Origin of the sequence: Paenibacillus plantiphilus (assembly GCF_927798095.1) — a bacterium.
Lineage (GTDB): Bacteria > Bacillota > Bacilli > Paenibacillales > Paenibacillaceae > Paenibacillus_Z > Paenibacillus_Z plantiphilus.
Genome location: NZ_CAKMMF010000019.1, coordinates 80474 through 96496, shown reverse-complemented (window position 1 = coordinate 96496; position 16023 = coordinate 80474). Strand labels below are relative to the sequence as shown.

Below are 16023 nucleotides of genomic sequence, written 5' to 3'. Positions count from 1 at the left end.
ATCAAAGAGGAGGCTCGACAGCTATGCTGGAGCTGCACCAATTAATGTGGAGAAGAATGCGAGCCGATTTTCACCTGCACATTCCCAGACTGACCATCAAGCCGGGAATCACACTGCTCGTCGGGCGCAATGGCGCGGGCAAATCATCGCTTCTTCATCTGCTGGCTACCGCACAATTTCCGAATGAAGGGGATATCCGTTACAACGGACTGACAGCAGCCCGCGACCTTCCGCTCATTCGTTCGCAGATTGGCTTCGTGCCGACAGGTATCGAGCTGTATGAAGAGATGAAGACAGAGAAGCTTCTTCATTATCTTGCCGAGCTCAAGGGCGGCGCTGAAGCAGGCGAGCTTGACAGGCTGATGGATGCCTTCCAGCTCATGTCCTTCCGCAACAGCAGGATCAAATCATTGCCCCAGGGCATACGCCAGCGGGTCGCCCTTGCGCAAGCATGGATCGGCTCGCCGCCGTACATCTTTCTGGATGAGCCGCTCAATGCGCTTGATTCCATTGAACGGCTTCGATTCATTCGTTTCGTGGCCGCACATGCCCGCAATCGGACAATCGTCGTATCCACTCATGAGCTGAATGAATGGGAGGCCTGGTCGGATCGCATCCTGTGGCTGGACGAAGGCGCGCTGCAGTTCCACGGCTCCCTTCAGGAATGGAGCAGTCATCTGCCGCTCTCTGTCTGGGAGGGAACGATTGACATGCCTGCATACAGAGGGCTTGATCCCGCGCATATTCTGCACATGCGGATGAATGAGCAATTTTATACGGTGCGGCTGCTGGGCAAGAAGGCTCCTGCTCCGCAGTTCACAGAGCAAGAGACGACGCTTGAGGATGCCTATTTCATCCGTTGCCGCAATCAACATTCCTCCACAGCATGACGATACCGGTTAATGCCCAGCTTCATAGATGGGACATGGACCGGTTTCTTTTTAAGAACATTAACCGCCTGAAATAGAGGATTGCAAAAAACGAAGTCCGACATTACAATCAAAACAGGACTGCTGTTCGAGTTTTTTCGACATCGGAAGGAGTCTTTAGAAGGAGGCATTAAGTCTTGGACACGTATCTATTGGAGGATCTAACTCTCACTTATGACGATCAAACATCGAAGCTGCAATTCACATCTGCTGTACTCGTGATTGTGACAGAAGCAAGCTATCGGCTCTGGTATATAGAAATTGATGGTATGACACAAATAGAGCTGCTGCAAGCCTTTTTAGAGCGTGAAGACATCCGTGTCGACTTATCCGGCGTAACAGCTGGCGGTCTGCGATTCGAAGGCATCGGCTACTTGCATCCGAATGTTGCGCATCATGCCGCTGCAATAAGGGGAGATGATGAATTAACAGGCTTCTTATCTCAATAGCAAGTAGCTCCAGTGGAGCTGTAAGCGCATGACCATTAGATTGGGGGGAAGATTGCATTGAACAAACTGGACATTTTACACAAAAGGAACAAGCTGTTAGTCATACTCGTATGGTGCTTCCTATGTCTTGGACTCATCGGAGATTTCATTACCGACACAGGGTTGGATTCCATTCTCGCCCTTGTCTATGCAGGTGTCGCAACAGCGGGCACTTTAACAATCCTTATGTATAAACGCTGGTTAATCAACCACCTTATGTACCTCATCGTTATTAGCATTGCGATCATCACCTATGTTCTTATCAGTACCGGTCCCATTCTGACTACATATCTTATGGTTTACGTAAGCCTCGGAATTGCATCGCTGTACAACAACTACAGGCCTATGCTGCTATCCTCGCTATTCGGGTTATTCTATACCAACCTGTTCTGGTTCCAGTACCGGGAAGAAATATTCGGCGCTTTCCAGGATGACAGTCTGATCTCCTTCAACTTGTTCTTCTTGCTAACATCAGGCTCGATGCTTACCGCCTCCATATTCGGTCAGCGTCTTCAGAATCAGGTGCTGGTCCAGCATGATGAGACTAACGCAGCCAAAGAGCAATCTGAACAGATGCTGGAGCAAATTCAGACCTCTGCCCAGGTATTGGAGCAATTCAGCTCGGAGCTTAGCGGGCATACCGATATGACTCGAACGATATCCAGGGAAATGACGACCTCCTTCTCCGAGATGTCCGTCAGCATTGAGACGCAGACACGCAGCATCAGCGATATAAGCGACGCCGTTCAGCAGATGGATAGCCACGTCGGACAAGCGTCAACGAATGCCGCTGTATTGCGCGGGCTCTCCGAATCGACGCAAGGGCTGACAAGCTCAGGGAGCAGCGAGATGAGCATTCTATCGCAGGAAGTGACGCGTGTAGCTGACATTATCACGGCAACTGCCGAGCGAATGAACGAGCTCAATGCCCAGAACGAGCAGATCAGCGACATCGTTGTCAAAATAACAGCCATCTCCAATCAGACGAATATGCTCGCCCTTAATGCGGCCATTGAGGCAGCTCGGGCAGGCGAGCACGGCAGAGGCTTTGCCGTCGTATCCGGCGAGGTGCGCAAGCTGGCTGATACATCGCGTCAGGCAGCGGAGGAAATAGCGGCGATTATCGGAGACATCCGAGATCGGACGAATGAACTGACGGATCAGGTGGCGCTTGGACTGCAAGCCGCCAAGGTCAGCCTCAAGGCGACGAGCACAGTCGACAACGTATTCCGCGACGTCGCAGGCAACACGACCGAGGTGCTCTCGCAATCCGAAGCCGTCGCAGAGCTCGTCCGCGAGCTGCAGGGGATCAGTCATACAGTCGCATCGGAAATGTCGCAAATTGCCGCCTCCACCGAGCAGAACATGGCCTCCGTGCAGGAGATGCTGGCCGGTCTGGAAACACAGGACAGCAAGATCAACTCCGTAGCCGAAAGCGCCGTCCAGTTGGAGACGCTGACGAAACAGCTGCAGGGGATGAGTTGAGGGATTGAATATGGAAAGGGCACCCGCATGTGACGGGTGCCCTTTCCATATTCAAGTATGCTGTGAAGCTCATCTGTTTTAGCCATTAGCTCAACCCTGTTTTTGTACTCGTACATAATATCTGCTTCTTCTAATGGTATGCTCTTATCCATGTAATCCTTAAGATTGAGAGACATATTCGCATATTGGATATAAGAATCACCTATTATATAATCTTCATTACGAAGAAATTTAATAAATGCATACGTTCCCTTTGCTTCGCGACTTAATGCTTCCTCATTTAATTCAAAATTCCGTTCAATACTCAGCGTATACTGGAGATTCTCCTTATACTTTTCCCTATATATTTTGTAGCTCAAATATTGCTCTTCAATTTTCTTGTCTCTTATAAGTATCTTCGGAAAGACTTTCACTTCTTCTTGGAAAATTTCATATAAAATGTCTTGAAATTCTGTTCCAGCATCTTTTTCAACTATTTTTTTATGCATAAATTTTAGTGATTCGAAATCTAAAGCATCATTGGTAGGGAGTGAAAAGGGAAAATTAATTCGTTCTATATATCCTCTTACTAAAATCTCAATCCCATACTTCCCCCTAGTAACGCTTTTTAATGTAACCTCTTCCTTTAATAAACTTTCAATTTTCTTCTCCGCCTTTTTCATAAAAAAAACTTCTTCAATTACGGAACCATTTTCCTCATAATCAAGCAGACTAAATAACAATGCACATGCGAAAATAAGTACTAAAATTTTTTTCATGTTACCCTCCGTAGACTCATGCCTTTAAGCTGACTATTCCTAGTATACATCATATCATTTATATGGTAAATTATGTAAATATTGATTTTTATAAAGTTATTGATCATTGATTTCTATGTTTATTGAGCACTACCCGAAACAAAAAAACAGCTATGTATTGCGTCATATAACGCAATACATAGCTGTTCTCCCAATATCAATCCTACCTATATAACTTGAACGAGGGAAGAACAACAGCGATCGCAAGAACATTCCCCGGCGCAGCCGCCTGCTTGTATCTTTCACCCGTTCAACTTATCTAAACAACAATCCCCTTAAAAAACAGATCAAACGTAACCACCATCTGTTCATTAAGCTTCTCCTCATCCTCTTCCATGGACCATAGAATGAGGGTCCCAAAGTACGTATGAAGCGCGAGCTGTGCGATCATGTCCGCAGGCATTTCCTTGCGCAGCTCGCCGCATTCCTGTCCATACTCAACAAGCGGGATGATAACATCCTTCAGATCCGCGATTAGCTTCCTATGCTTCTCCAGCGCCTTATCGCTTCCCAGAATGGCTTGAAACAACGCCCTTGTGAGTCCCTTATTAAGCGGAAACTGCCGCAAAAGCTCGAAAATAATGAGCTGCATCTTTGGAATTAGAGGCCCCTGCTTGTCCTTCAGCTTGATGATTTCATTGATAACGAATAATCCTTGCAGATCACATATAAGTTCATCTTTCGACATGAAATAGTTAAAAAAAGTCCCCTTGGCGACACCTGCCAGCTTCGCGATCTGTTCAATCGTCGTCGATTCGTAGCTTTGTTCGGCGAACAACGATAACGCCGCTTCTTTAATCCGCGTCCGTGTCAGCTCTTTCTTCGTCTCACGATTCATCCTTGCCGCCTCCCTCATCTACATCATCCGTCATCGCTTCCCTGTATTGTATCATAGGACAATTTAAAAGGGGAGAATTTTATTGACTATTGGTCACTTATTATTCATCCCCCATCCCTTAATACACGCAATTGAAATCGAATTCACAATGAGGACTTGCCTTTTTTATGTGAAATAATTATGACCAATAGTATAAAATTGTTGATTTTTTATTGTGCATCCGCTATAACTAATCGTAGAGGAATCATCCGCACCACAGCGAAAGCCAATAAGCTTAATGCACAATAAAGGGAGGAATTCAAGATGATTGAACGGCTAGTTCGCGGTCTGGCGCGCACCAAATGGATCGTGCTGATTGCCTGGATCGCCATAACAGCAGTCTCCATTCTCGCATTGCCTGATCTACAGGCGATCGTACGGGAGACGGAGCAGAAATTCGTGCCTTCCGATTCCGAATCGGTTGTAGCGAAAGAAATGATGGAGCGCATCGATCCTGAGCAAACGACCAAATCCAATGCCATTATCGTTTATTCCCGCGCACAAGGTATTACCGAACAGGATCAGCAATGGCTGCAAGAGAAAGCCAAGACGCTTCAGAATCTGAAGGGCGATGACAGCATTAAATCTGTGCAATCAGCCTATGAAATGCCTGAGATGGCATCTAAATTCCGCAGCGCCGACGGCACAACCGAGCTCATTATCGTCGGTTTCCAGCGGGCTGAGAATGATACAGTCACACAGGAAGCTGTTGATGTCCTTGAAGAGTCACTCAGCGGCGCTCCCGAGGGCAGCAGTGTTGCGCTGACAGGCAGCGCGCCAATCAGCAAAGATTTTCAGAAGAGCTCGGAAGAAGGATTAAAGAAAACAGAGCTGCTCACAGTAGGACTCGTCCTCGTCATTCTGTTGATCGTCTTCCGGTCTCCAATCGCGCCATTCGTGCCGCTGCTCACAATCGGGCTGTCGCTCGTCATTACAAGGGGGCTCGTAGCACTCGCAACCGAGTACGGAATGCCGGTATCCTCCTTCACAGAGTCTTTCCTTATCGCCGTCCTGTTCGGCGCCGGAACCGACTATTGCATCTTATTAATCCAGCGTTACAGAGAAGAGCTGCGTGTTGACAATGACCGCGTCGAAGCGTTAGTGCGCACGATGCGCACAGTCGGCAAAACTGTCGTATTCTCTGCCAGCACCGTCTTTGTCGCCTTCTTCTTAATCGGATTCGCGCAGTTCGGCCTCTATCAATCCGCGGTCGGCGTATCCATCGGCGTTGTTGTTACTTTAATAGCTGGCTTGACACTAACGCCCGCCCTGCTGTTAATTCTGGGGCAAGCGGCTTTCTGGCCCTCCAAGGTCAACAGCGGACAAGGACATGGCGAATCGAAGCTATGGTCTGCAATGGCTTCACTCGCTTCCAGACGTCCAGTAGCTGTACTGCTCGTTACAGTTATTTTGCTGGCGCCTCTCACGCTGCTGTTCGAGGGCAAACGCTCATTCGACGATATCGCAGAGATTGATCCGGGGCATGGCTCTGTTCAAGGCTTCCGTCAGGTCGAGCGTTCGTTCGGTTCAGGGGAAGTATTCCCCGTCTCCATCGCTCTCACCTCCTCTGATTCCATGCGCACGCCAGAGGCGCTCGCAGCGCTGGAATATGCGAGTGCCAGCGTCGCTCGCATTGACGGTGTGAAGGAGGTTCGCAGCGTCGTCAGACCTCTTGGCGAACAGCTCAGCGAGCTGACGGTGCAGGATCAGCTGACCAAGACTTCCGCAGCGCTTGAAGAGATGCAATCCGGTGTCGATAAGGTTGCCGCTGGACTTTCAACCGCCAGCAGCGAAATCGCAACTGGGCAAGGCGATATCGACAAGCTGACGAGCGGCTTGCAAGAGATGTCCTCCAAAACGAAGGATGCCAAAAACGGCCTTCATCAAATTCACGGCGGTCTGGTAAGTGCCGCCAAAGGCACAGACAAGATTGTCGGCGGCCTTACTCAGAGCTCGAATGTCGCCTCATCCATGGCTGCCGATCTTCAAGGATTGCTCAAGGCACATCCGGAGCTCATGAATGACAAGAATGTACAAATGCTGCTAGGCAAGCAGCAGGGGTTGACTAAAGGATTGTCCGAACTCAAAAAAGGATCAGCAGCTGTACAGAGCGGCTTTAAGAAGCTCAACCCTTCCCTTGACAAGGTTGCTGACGGATTGGGCCAACTGGCAGAAGGCCAAACCCAAGCCGCTGACGGAGCCAAACAGCTCAAGGGCGGGTTGAACGAGCTGACCGGAGGACTGAAGGATGGCGCCAAAGGGCTCACCGATATTTCATCGGGCTTGACGCAGGTTAATGATGCCCAGAAGGCCATCGCAGACAAAGGCGGCAACCAGATTCCTGGCTGGTATATGCCAGAGGAAGCGATAAACAGCCCCGAATTCCAGCAAGCTTTGGACTTTTACATGTCCAAGGATGGAATGACGACAAAACTGGAGGTCGTGCTGGATGTGAATCCATATTCCGGCGATGCCCTTGTTACTGTCGATCGAATCCGCGACACGCTGCGCCAGAACTTGTCTGGCACAGCAATTGCCGACCCGCAAGTGCTGCTTGCCGGAACGTCGGCGCAGATTAGCGAGCTGAAGGATATATCGCAGAATGATTTCACCCGTACCGGCACACTCGTGCTTATCGGCATCTTCATTGTTCTGATGATTCTATTGCGCTCCATTCTCGCACCGCTATATGTGCTGCTCTCTCTCGGCTTCAACTATCTCGTCACGATGGGCATTGTGGAATTTATTTTCGTTGATCTGCTTGGTGAACCAGGTCTCTCATGGAGCGCTTCCTTCTTCGTGTTCCTGATCATCGTTGCGCTCGGCGTCGATTACAGCATCTTCCTGATGGCCCGTTTCAAAGAAGAATATCGTCCGGGCGGCATTGCATATGCCATGTCCAGAGCAATGACAACGACAGGCGGCGTTATCATCTCTGCCGCTGTCATTATGGGCGGCACATTCGCAGCGCTCATGATGTCTGGTGTTAATACACTGCTGCAGATCGGGGCAGGGATTGTGATTGGCCTCATTCTCTACTCCACCGTATTTATGGGTCTCGTCGTCCCGGCATTGGCTAATCTGATCGGTGAAGCGAACTGGTGGCCGTTCCGCAAGCAGAATTCAGCAGCGGTCGTCGTCAAAGAAACTCATCAGAAGAAAGCCGATCCCGTCCTTGAAGGTTGACATGAATGAAATTTAAATAGGCTGGCCCCGTATCCAGCAGGCAGATTGTGCAGCCTGATGAACGGAGCCAGCCTTTTTTTCACCTAACCATTAGCAGCCGTGCGTGAGTAAGCGAGCAGCTCGATCAATTCATGACGCTGCAAATATTGAAGCACACCCCTCGTGCTCTCAGCAGCCCGGCCGCTCTCCTGCAGTTCAATGGCATCGGTCAATAGACCAGAATTCCAAACGTGCTGATGCTGCATCTCGCGCAACAGCTCAATCATTCTATCTTGATGTGCCGCAGCAATCCCATCTATGCCTCTGCTGATCCACTCCGCTGCCTTGGGCCCGATGGAGTGCATGGCAGGGTGACTACCGGCTTGATAGAACCAGTACTTGGAATTAGAATAATCCCCTTCCATCCGATGCATCAACCCATGCCAATAGCAGCCAGCAGCATCGTCCTCGATTTCCTGTGAATAGGAATGGGACCGGTCCAGACTGTCATTGCAGAGATGCAACCCTGCCTTCAAAGCAATCATAGCCGTAGACGAAGCCCCAGGCAGTGAATCAAGAGCAGTAATTTCCTCATCCAACGCAGCATTCCAAACCTTGTCAGGCCGCAGCTCAGGCAACGGCTGACGCGATTCCAGCAGATGAACAATACGGTCCAGCTGTGTCCGCACACTCATTCCTTCTCCCCGTTTCAATGTAAGATCCGAACTTTCTGGCTTCTTCAACCAATCTTCAACCGAACAGTCCCAGACATATAATGCCCGCCGTTATTACAATCGATGACCATATTCTCCGCGCGCCCTGCTTCTCCTTAAGAAGAACTACAGCGAATAGTGTCGCAAAAACAGTGCCAATCTCGCGCATCGGAGCGAGGACCCCTAATGGAGCAAGGCTCAGCGCAAACAAAAACAGCAAGTACCCGGATGGCGCAAGCACCCCGGCAACGATAATAGCTCGCTTGTTCTTTCGCCACTCCTGCGACATGTCATTGCCCCGCATTACAACAAACGAAAGCACAGCAAGATTGCCGATGTTTGTTATTAAATTGAGCAAAGCCGGCTGCACGAATTCAAGCGCAAGCTTGTCGATAACCGTATACATCGTAATACTGATACCGACTGCAAACGCATAGACAGCGGCTAATCCTTGCGAACGAAAATGAAAGCCGTTACTTATCATGAAGATACCTGCAACAATGATAAGAATGCCGATCCATCCGCCAATCGGCAAAGGCTCCGCCAGTACCGTCACCGCGACAAGCGGAACGAGCAGCGGACTTGTACCGCGCATAATGGGATACACCTGCGACAAATCGCCAACGATATAAGCCTGGGCCAGCAGCAGCATATAAATGCCGTGTATTACAGCCGAAGCCGCTAGCAGCAGGACGCTTTCCCATACAAAGCTCGCAGTCTGCAAATCCATAATCGCCCATGGCAAAAAAATCAGGATCGCAACAAGCTGGCTGTACCAGAGAAACACATTTTTGTTCAAGCTGTTCTTGGCCAGCATATTCCAAGTCGCATGAAATACACCGGACAATATAACAATTGCTGCTGCCGCTGCCTGCTCAACCATACCGTTCCTCCTCCCCCGCCGATACGCAATTCAAAAGCTGTATGATTGCATGGGCACTGACTCCTAGTAAAGAGCCCGTCCCAGAGCCAATAAATTGGCTGCCTGGACGGGCTCTTTGATGTAAACGACTGCCGCACGCTTGCTTATTTGCTATGCGTAACTTCCGGTGTCGTCAGCTTGTCGTAGAAATCTACGCTGTTGTCCTTGTCCGCTGTATCGCGCAGCGCCATTGCCGAGCGCGGATGCTCATCCAGCATACCGGTAATCATGTAAGGAATAATATAGCCCCACTCTTCCTTCTCTCGCAGTGGAATCATATACTTATCAATCATGTCCAGAACCGGACGAACTTTGTACTTCGCATTCTTCAGGTTGGCGACAAGCAGCTCTGTCGGACAGTTTCCTGCTGCACGGCCCATGCCGTATACAGAAGCGTCCAACAGCTCAACGCCCTTCTCAACAGATACGAGCGTATTAGCGAAAGCCAGCTGCATATTGTTATGCGTATGCACGCCAAGACGTTTGTTCGGAAGATACTTCTTGAATTTCTCTACCAAATAGTTGAAATCATTAGGACTCAGGCTGCCATAGGAATCAACGATGTATACAACATCTACTACACTGGCATCGATCATCTCGAACGCTTCAAGCAATTGGTTCTCCATAACGTTGGAGAGCGCCATAATGTTAATCGTAGTTTCGTAGCCGCGGTCGTGGAATACTTTGACCAAATCCAGCGCTTTGTCTACGTCTTGAATGTAGCAGGCGACACGGATCAGGTCGATCAGGCTTTCCTCGCGGGGCAAAATGTCATTCTCGTCCACGCGTCCGATATCGACAAGCGCCGACAGCTTCGTGTTCAGCTTCTGCGGAATAACCTTGCGCAGGAAGTCATCGTCCAGGAAGCGCCAAGGACCGGCAGATTCTGCGCCTTTAAGCAGCTTTGGCGAATTTTTGTAGCCAATCTCCATATAGTCGACGCCCGCTTCGTTCAAGCTGTTGTACAAGTGCTGAACGAACTCGACGCTGAAATCCCAGTTGTTCACAAGTCCGCCATCGCGGATCGTGCAATCGACGATTTTGCAATTGCTTGCTTTTAAATTCATGAAAGTGAGATCTCCTTTAACCTTAACTTGTCTTTTCTATCATGATACTTGAAAAAAGCGCTGAACGCAAAACCATTTTGTCAAACCTCGTCGTCGTTTTCTGGCAATATATCTATCGGTTAAAAAGTCGTCAATCCAGTCATAGTCAAAGTCATGACCACTCTCTCGAAAATCATGACCACATAAGGGATGCCTTTCCAGTATAATGAAAGCAAATGCATGGAAATAGATAGATAGGAGCTAGACAATGGCAATCACTATAATAATCGCTGATGATCAGACACTAATGCGGGATGGCCTGCAGACCATCGTACAGCTGGAGGACGACATGAACGTCCTGGCAACGGCCGAGAACGGCTTGGAAGCCTATGAGCTTGTAGGGCTTCACCAGCCGAACCTCATCCTCATGGATATTCGGATGCCGATCATGGATGGCATTGAATGCACACGGAGAATCCGTCAGGATTACCCCAATACGTTAGTACTGGTGCTGACGACCTTCGCAGAGGATGACTATATCGTCGATGCCCTGGTGAACGGCGCATGCGGATTTCTACTGAAGGATATGCCTGGGGACAAGCTGCTCCAAGCTATCAGAGATGCTATGAAGGGCGAATTGATGATGTCTGCGCCGATCGCATCCAAGCTGGCAGCCCGTATCTCCTCCCTGTCCGCCAAGGATAAGAGACCCAATAAGAGCAGCGCCGCAGCGCAAGCGGGCAAGCAGTTGAACGGCGTTCGGTTCACCGAGCGGGAGAAGACGGTTGTTGCGCTTATGATGGAAGGGATGACGAACAGGGAGATTGCCGGCAAGCTGTTCATGAGCGAGGGCACAGTCAAAAACTACATTAGCACCATCTACGATAAAATAGGTACGAATGACCGGACGCAGGCTGTGCTGCTGCTGAAAGGCATGACTGATATATGACGGCGGTCACTGGTCAATCAACAGAACGTTCCATACAATTAAAGTAATCATTATCTGGATACCCTGTTCAGATAAGCTAAAGGAGACCTCTCTTGAACCTCGCGAATTGGCCCAAAAAGTATCGGCTGCCTTATCTTATAGCTGCGCTGACACTCGTGTTGTTCGCCATCGCGATCGCACAATATTACGTCGCGTCTGATAGCAGCCGCCCCGCTCCCGTCTTTATGAAACAAGTGAGAATCGCCGAAGCATCCTCCGTTCCTCCAGACCATGCCGCCGGCTCTCCTTCCGGTGTACAATGGATGAAGGTGCGGGAGATGCTTCCTCATTTCGACGTACTTCTCCCCCCTGGACAATATTGGCTCAAATTCACGCCTAAGGACGAGGAATGGAAGCTCAATCCATCGATCTATATTCATATGATCAATTACTTTCGCCTGTACATGGATGGTCAGGAATTGTACCGCTTCGATTCCACGAATACGAACGCACCAGTCAATCCGTATTACAATTGGCATATGTTTCCTGTTGATTCCAAGCTGAGCGGCAAAGAGCTGACAATCTGGCTTGATACCGCAGGAATGAAAGTCCCGCTTCCTCAATTAATGATTGAACAGCCAGAGAATGTGCTGTATTACATGATTCGAACAGACCTGGGCAATTACATGCTTGCCGCCCTGTTCATCTTTTGCGCGATTGCCGCGCTCTTCTTCAGCCTGACCAGAAGAGAACGCGCTTACGTCAATTTGTCCATGTTCGCCTTTACCGCAGGCTACGCGTCGCTTGTGCGCAACCCGACATTCAAGCTTTTTGTCGAGAATACCTGGTTTTCTTATGTGCATGACATTGCACTGCCATTCTGCGTATTCGCATTCGTCGCGGTTGTGGAACGATTGTATCCTGAGCTCTATCCCCGAACACATCGGTTCCTGCGCTGGCTATTGCTGGCCTTCTCGGCGCTTACAGCAGTATCGGCATTCGTTTCCTCCTACCTGTATTACTTGCTGCTGATTACCTATTTCCCGCCGTTGTTTCTCGTTGTTTTCGCAGCCATTACAAGAACAATCTATCGCGCCTATAGAAGATATGACGAGGTGGAGAACAGCTGGATGATGGCTGGTTTTTCAATTGTTACGATTAATGCGCTCATTCATATTATGACGACCTCTTTCCCAGCGCTCTATGCTCAGCTCTTGCCGCTGTTCCCTCCGCTTGGATTTTGGAACAATACGCTGCTGTTTTGGAGTATTTTTCTGCTCATGATTTGCTTTGTGAGGGTGCTGTACGGTCGTTATGAATCCGTTAACAGGCAGTTGGAGACCTTCAACCGATCACTGGAGGAAATGGTGCAGCAGCGAACATCGGAGCTGGAGGACACGCATCAGCGTCTCACCGAATCGATGCGCGATTCAGCAGAAGCAACAGCAGCGACACTCGTCATGGAGGAGCGGCAGCGCATCGCTTATACGATCCACGATACTGTCGGTCATACTCTGACCGCGACGATCGTTCAGATCGAGGCAGCCAAACGGCTGATCGACAAAGACAGGGAGCTTGCCTTGAGCAAGTTCGAAGCCTCCCAAGGACTTGTTCGCAAAGGATTGGATGAAATCCGCGGATCTGTCAGGCTCCTTCAGGAGGACCCTGCCGACTACAATTTGCTCGGTGCGATGGAGAAATTAATAGCCGACACATCTGCAGCAACAGGTGTCATCGTGGAGAAGAAGATCGAGCAGCTGCCTCCTGGACTTACAATCTTCCAGAAACGTGTGCTTTACCACGCCCTTCAGGAAGGCTTGACCAATGGAATACGGCATGGCAAATGCGATCGATTCATCTTCCAGCTCACTTGTCATGAGGGACTGCTGACCTTCCAGCTAGGCAATAATGGCCTCCCTTATACAAAAGCCGAGTTCGGCTTCGGACTCAAGGCGATGGAGGATCGGGTGCGGCAGCTTGGCGGTACGCTGCGGGTCGAGCCCGGAACTTGCGGCTGCGTGCTATCCTTGATTCTTCCGTTAAAGAACAGCAATGGACAATAAATAGCAATGGTAGAAATGACTAAGCAGTCTCTTGAACAGCCATTCTGATGGGAGGAACGTTCAAGGGCTCTTCCTATTCGATTCCTGCTTTTCGCCTGCCCGATGTTTGTTATAATGGGGACAGAATAAAGGTGAACTATTGGAGGAGAAGCAATTGGCTCAGCTATACTATAAATACGGCACCATGAACAGCGGCAAATCATTCGAAATTATTAAAGTGGCTCACAACTACGAGGAGCAGGGCAAATCGGTCCTCATCTTCTCGCCTTCCATGAGCGGAAGGGGCACGCAAGAGCTGATCGGCTCCCGCGTTGGCTTCGAACGAGCAGCCATTCCGGTTGAGCATGATACCAACCTCTACGATAGTGTCAAGACACATACCACCCTGCCATCAGCTAACAAAATATACTGTGTGCTCATTGATGAAGCGCAGTTCCTGAAGAAGCATCATATCGAGGAATTGACCAGAGTCGTGGATGAGCTTAACATCCCGGTAATGGCCTTTGGTCTTAAAAATGATTTTCAGAACGAGCTGTTCGAGGGCAGCTATCATCTGCTCGTACAAGCGGACAAGATCGAAGAAATCAAGACGATCTGCTGGTACTGCGACCGCAAAGCAACGATGGTCATTCGATTCCGTGACGGACAGCCCGTCAATGCGGGACAGCAGATCCAGATCGGCGGCAATGAGGACTACAAGCCGGTATGCCGACGCTGCTATAATGGGGCTTTTCACACGGAGTAGCTCAGAAGCAACAACGAAGCCCTGAGGCGAGAGTCCACCTCAGGGTTTCAGATCAACTATCGACCCAGTGGGCTAATAGTCAACCTTCTTGTTGCAGCTAATTATCTTACGAACGTATTGCGCACTCTTTTAGACTTAATAAAATAGGGGATAAAGATCGCACAAGTAAGCGTATCACGGACAACAGCTTTCAATGATTCCCCTTCATCAAGTTCCAGCGCTAACGGAATTTGATACAGAAGAATAAGATTAATGATGCCGAACACAACCGGCGCGATATAGAAAATGATCATCAATCGAGGCACCATGGCTTTTTTTCGATAAAATTGGATCAATATGTATCCGGTAAGCAGAATCAGCAAAGCCATGTATACCAAATGGATGACGACCATCGGTCCCCATAGCACGTGATAATGTATCGACTCCTCTGAAGTCATCCCTTCCCATACCTCTGTGATGAGGATAAAATAAGCGGGAGCACTGAGCAATAATAAAATAAACGTGGAATATAAAACGATTTGTACAAGCACCAGCCAGCCGCCCAATCCTGAAATTCCCTGTGGCGCCGGGTATGGCTCCCTAGTTGCATTTTCCTGTGTATTGCTTTCCAAAGCTTCATTCCCCCATTATTTCACAAACGTATTCTCCACTCGTTCGGACCTAATAAAATACGGAATCCATATTGCACATGTGAGTAATGAACGTACAAATTCCCTAATCAAGCTGCCACCATCAAGCTCTTCTAGTAACGGAATTTGATATGCCCATAAAAGATCAATAAAGGCAAACGCTGCGGATACGCCAAAGAGAATGATCATTAAGCGAGGCAATATCGCTTTTTTTAGATAAAACATAATCAGTACAAATACAGTGAACAACAGTATGAGAATGGTAACTACCACCTCGAAGACAATAAGCGGTCCCAGCAGCACATGAAATTCTGAAAAAAAGCCCCATGCTTCAGAATTCATCATCTCTAAACCATCTAATATTGTTTTAAACATCAGCACAATACTCGCATATAACCCGATCTGGACAAGCACCAGCCAGCCGCCTAATCCTGAAGTGTCCAGCGGCACCGGGTGTCTCTCTCTTTCGATTCTTTCCGTTGTATTACTTTCCATGCTTCATTCCCCCATATCTTCTCTGTTTGACAATTTACATCATTATCTCACGAAAGTATTCTCTACTCGTTCGGACTTTAAAAAGTATGGAATCCATATTGCACAGAAAGCTAATGAACGAATAAATTCTCTAATCATGATGTTATTCTCGGATTGCTGCACCGAAGGAATTTGATACGTCAGTATAAGTTCAATAAAACTGTATGCCGTTGCAACGCTAAAGAGGATGATCATTAGACGAGGCAATATAGCTTTTTTTTGATAAAACAATATTAAAATAATTGCAATGAACAACAGATATAGAAATGAATATAACAACTTGAAAGATACAAGCGGTTCCCAAAGCGCATGGTATCTAACAGAAGTCTCAGTAATCAGCAGCTTCCAATCCTCACTATTGATCAGTTGCATCCCTTTGCTTAAAGAATCAATCGTTTGCCAAATTGCTAGAAACATACCAATTTGGATAAAAATTAACCACCCTCCCAATCCTGAAACTCCAAATGGAGTTGGATACTTTTCTCTTTCATTACTTTCCATCGTATTACTTTCCAAAATTTCATTCCCCCACCTGTTTTCCAATCAATAATCCATTAATGTAAACACTTTGAATATATGGCCCTATCATAAAATATCACATTATATAACAAAAATATATATTTTTTAATGATTGATGTTCGACTCTTAGAACGCAAAAAGCTTCCGAGCTGTGTATGATACCATTCATACAGCCCAGAAGCT

14 protein-coding genes are annotated in these 16023 nt (G+C 48.3%); 7 read left to right on the top strand and 7 right to left on the bottom strand.

Annotation, left to right across the window (positions count from 1 at the left end):
* The first annotated feature begins 23 nt into the window (after positions 1-23).
* The 3 genes from L6H65_RS16995 to L6H65_RS16985 all read left to right on the top strand — a co-directional run bounded on the left by L6H65_RS16995 (position 24) and on the right by L6H65_RS16985 (position 2902).
* Positions 24-890, top strand: a complete 867-nt coding sequence (locus L6H65_RS16995) for an ATP-binding cassette domain-containing protein (protein WP_236343797.1) — start codon at positions 24-26, stop codon at positions 888-890.
* Positions 891-1066: 176 nt separating this feature from the next.
* Positions 1067-1378: a hypothetical protein gene (locus L6H65_RS16990; RefSeq protein ID WP_236343796.1), complete on the top strand. Its 312-nt coding sequence runs from the start codon at positions 1067-1069 to the stop codon at positions 1376-1378.
* A 57-nt stretch (positions 1379-1435) separates the two neighbouring features.
* Positions 1436-2902: a methyl-accepting chemotaxis protein gene (locus tag L6H65_RS16985; RefSeq protein WP_236343794.1), complete on the top strand. Its 1467-nt coding sequence runs from the start codon at positions 1436-1438 to the stop codon at positions 2900-2902.
* Positions 2903-3958: 1056 nt separating this feature from the next.
* Here the strand turns inward: L6H65_RS16985 and L6H65_RS16980 are convergent.
* On the bottom strand, positions 3959-4537 hold the full coding sequence (locus L6H65_RS16980; RefSeq protein WP_236343792.1) for a TetR/AcrR family transcriptional regulator: 579 nt from the start codon (positions 4535-4537) through the stop codon (positions 3959-3961).
* Between the two features lie 303 nt (positions 4538-4840).
* On the opposite strand from L6H65_RS16980, the gene L6H65_RS16975 reads away from it, so the two are divergent.
* Positions 4841-7762 (top strand): MMPL family transporter, encoded by a 2922-nt coding sequence (locus L6H65_RS16975; RefSeq protein WP_236343791.1) that lies wholly within the window; start codon positions 4841-4843, stop codon positions 7760-7762.
* Between the two features lie 83 nt (positions 7763-7845).
* On the opposite strand, the gene L6H65_RS16970 is transcribed toward L6H65_RS16975, so the two are convergent.
* The 3 genes from L6H65_RS16970 to L6H65_RS16960 all read right to left on the bottom strand — a co-directional run bounded on the left by L6H65_RS16970 (position 7846) and on the right by L6H65_RS16960 (position 10443).
* Positions 7846-8436 carry a hypothetical protein gene (locus L6H65_RS16970; RefSeq protein ID WP_236343790.1) on the bottom strand — a complete coding sequence of 197 codons (591 nt, stop codon included), beginning with the start codon at positions 8434-8436 and terminating at the stop codon, positions 7846-7848.
* Positions 8437-8491: 55 nt separating this feature from the next.
* Complete coding sequence (locus L6H65_RS16965) at positions 8492-9337, bottom strand: EamA family transporter (RefSeq protein WP_236343788.1); 846 nt, start codon at positions 9335-9337, stop codon at positions 8492-8494.
* Between the two features lie 143 nt (positions 9338-9480).
* Positions 9481-10443, bottom strand: a complete 963-nt coding sequence (locus tag L6H65_RS16960; RefSeq protein WP_236343787.1) for an aldolase catalytic domain-containing protein — start codon at positions 10441-10443, stop codon at positions 9481-9483.
* Between the two features lie 247 nt (positions 10444-10690).
* Here L6H65_RS16960 and L6H65_RS16955 point away from each other — a divergent pair, with 247 nt between their 5' ends.
* From L6H65_RS16955 to L6H65_RS16945, 3 genes are all read left to right on the top strand, one after another.
* Entirely contained in the window at positions 10691-11371 is a 681-nt protein-coding gene (locus tag L6H65_RS16955; protein ID WP_236343786.1) for a response regulator transcription factor, read from the top strand.
* 92 nt (positions 11372-11463) lie between these two features.
* Complete coding sequence (locus tag L6H65_RS16950; protein WP_236343784.1) at positions 11464-13413, top strand: sensor histidine kinase; 1950 nt, start codon at positions 11464-11466, stop codon at positions 13411-13413.
* A 154-nt stretch (positions 13414-13567) separates the two neighbouring features.
* The gene (locus L6H65_RS16945; protein WP_236343783.1) at positions 13568-14158 is read left to right on the top strand and encodes a thymidine kinase; all 591 of its coding nucleotides are present in this window, start codon (positions 13568-13570) and stop codon (positions 14156-14158) included.
* A gap of 101 nt (positions 14159-14259) precedes the next feature.
* Here the strand turns inward: L6H65_RS16945 and L6H65_RS16940 are convergent, their stop codons facing one another.
* The 3 genes from L6H65_RS16940 to L6H65_RS16930 are packed head-to-tail and all read right to left on the bottom strand — an operon-like array spanning position 14260 to position 15837.
* The gene (locus L6H65_RS16940; protein ID WP_236343782.1) at positions 14260-14769 is read right to left on the bottom strand and encodes a DUF2569 domain-containing protein; all 510 of its coding nucleotides are present in this window, start codon (positions 14767-14769) and stop codon (positions 14260-14262) included.
* 15 nt (positions 14770-14784) lie between these two features.
* Positions 14785-15282 (bottom strand): DUF2569 domain-containing protein, encoded by a 498-nt coding sequence (locus L6H65_RS16935; RefSeq protein WP_236343781.1) that lies wholly within the window; start codon positions 15280-15282, stop codon positions 14785-14787.
* A gap of 42 nt (positions 15283-15324) precedes the next feature.
* Positions 15325-15837 (bottom strand): DUF2569 domain-containing protein, encoded by a 513-nt coding sequence (locus tag L6H65_RS16930; protein ID WP_236343780.1) that lies wholly within the window; start codon positions 15835-15837, stop codon positions 15325-15327.
* Between the last annotated feature and the right edge of the window lie 186 nt (positions 15838-16023).

Coding starts and splice junctions, on each gene's coding strand:
- L6H65_RS16995 (WP_236343797.1), top strand. CDS start 24: ATGCTGGAGCTGCACCAATTAATGTGGAGAAGAATGCGAGCCGATTTT.
- L6H65_RS16980 (WP_236343792.1), bottom strand. CDS start 4,537: ATGAATCGTGAGACGAAGAAAGAGCTGACACGGACGCGGATTAAAGAA.
- L6H65_RS16975 (WP_236343791.1), top strand. CDS start 4,841: ATGATTGAACGGCTAGTTCGCGGTCTGGCGCGCACCAAATGGATCGTG.
- L6H65_RS16970 (WP_236343790.1), bottom strand. CDS start 8,436: ATGAGTGTGCGGACACAGCTGGACCGTATTGTTCATCTGCTGGAATCG.
- L6H65_RS16965 (WP_236343788.1), bottom strand. CDS start 9,337: ATGGTTGAGCAGGCAGCGGCAGCAGCAATTGTTATATTGTCCGGTGTA.
- L6H65_RS16960 (WP_236343787.1), bottom strand. CDS start 10,443: ATGAATTTAAAAGCAAGCAATTGCAAAATCGTCGATTGCACGATCCGC.
- L6H65_RS16955 (WP_236343786.1), top strand. CDS start 10,691: ATGGCAATCACTATAATAATCGCTGATGATCAGACACTAATGCGGGAT.
- L6H65_RS16935 (WP_236343781.1), bottom strand. CDS start 15,282: ATGGAAAGTAATACAACGGAAAGAATCGAAAGAGAGAGACACCCGGTG.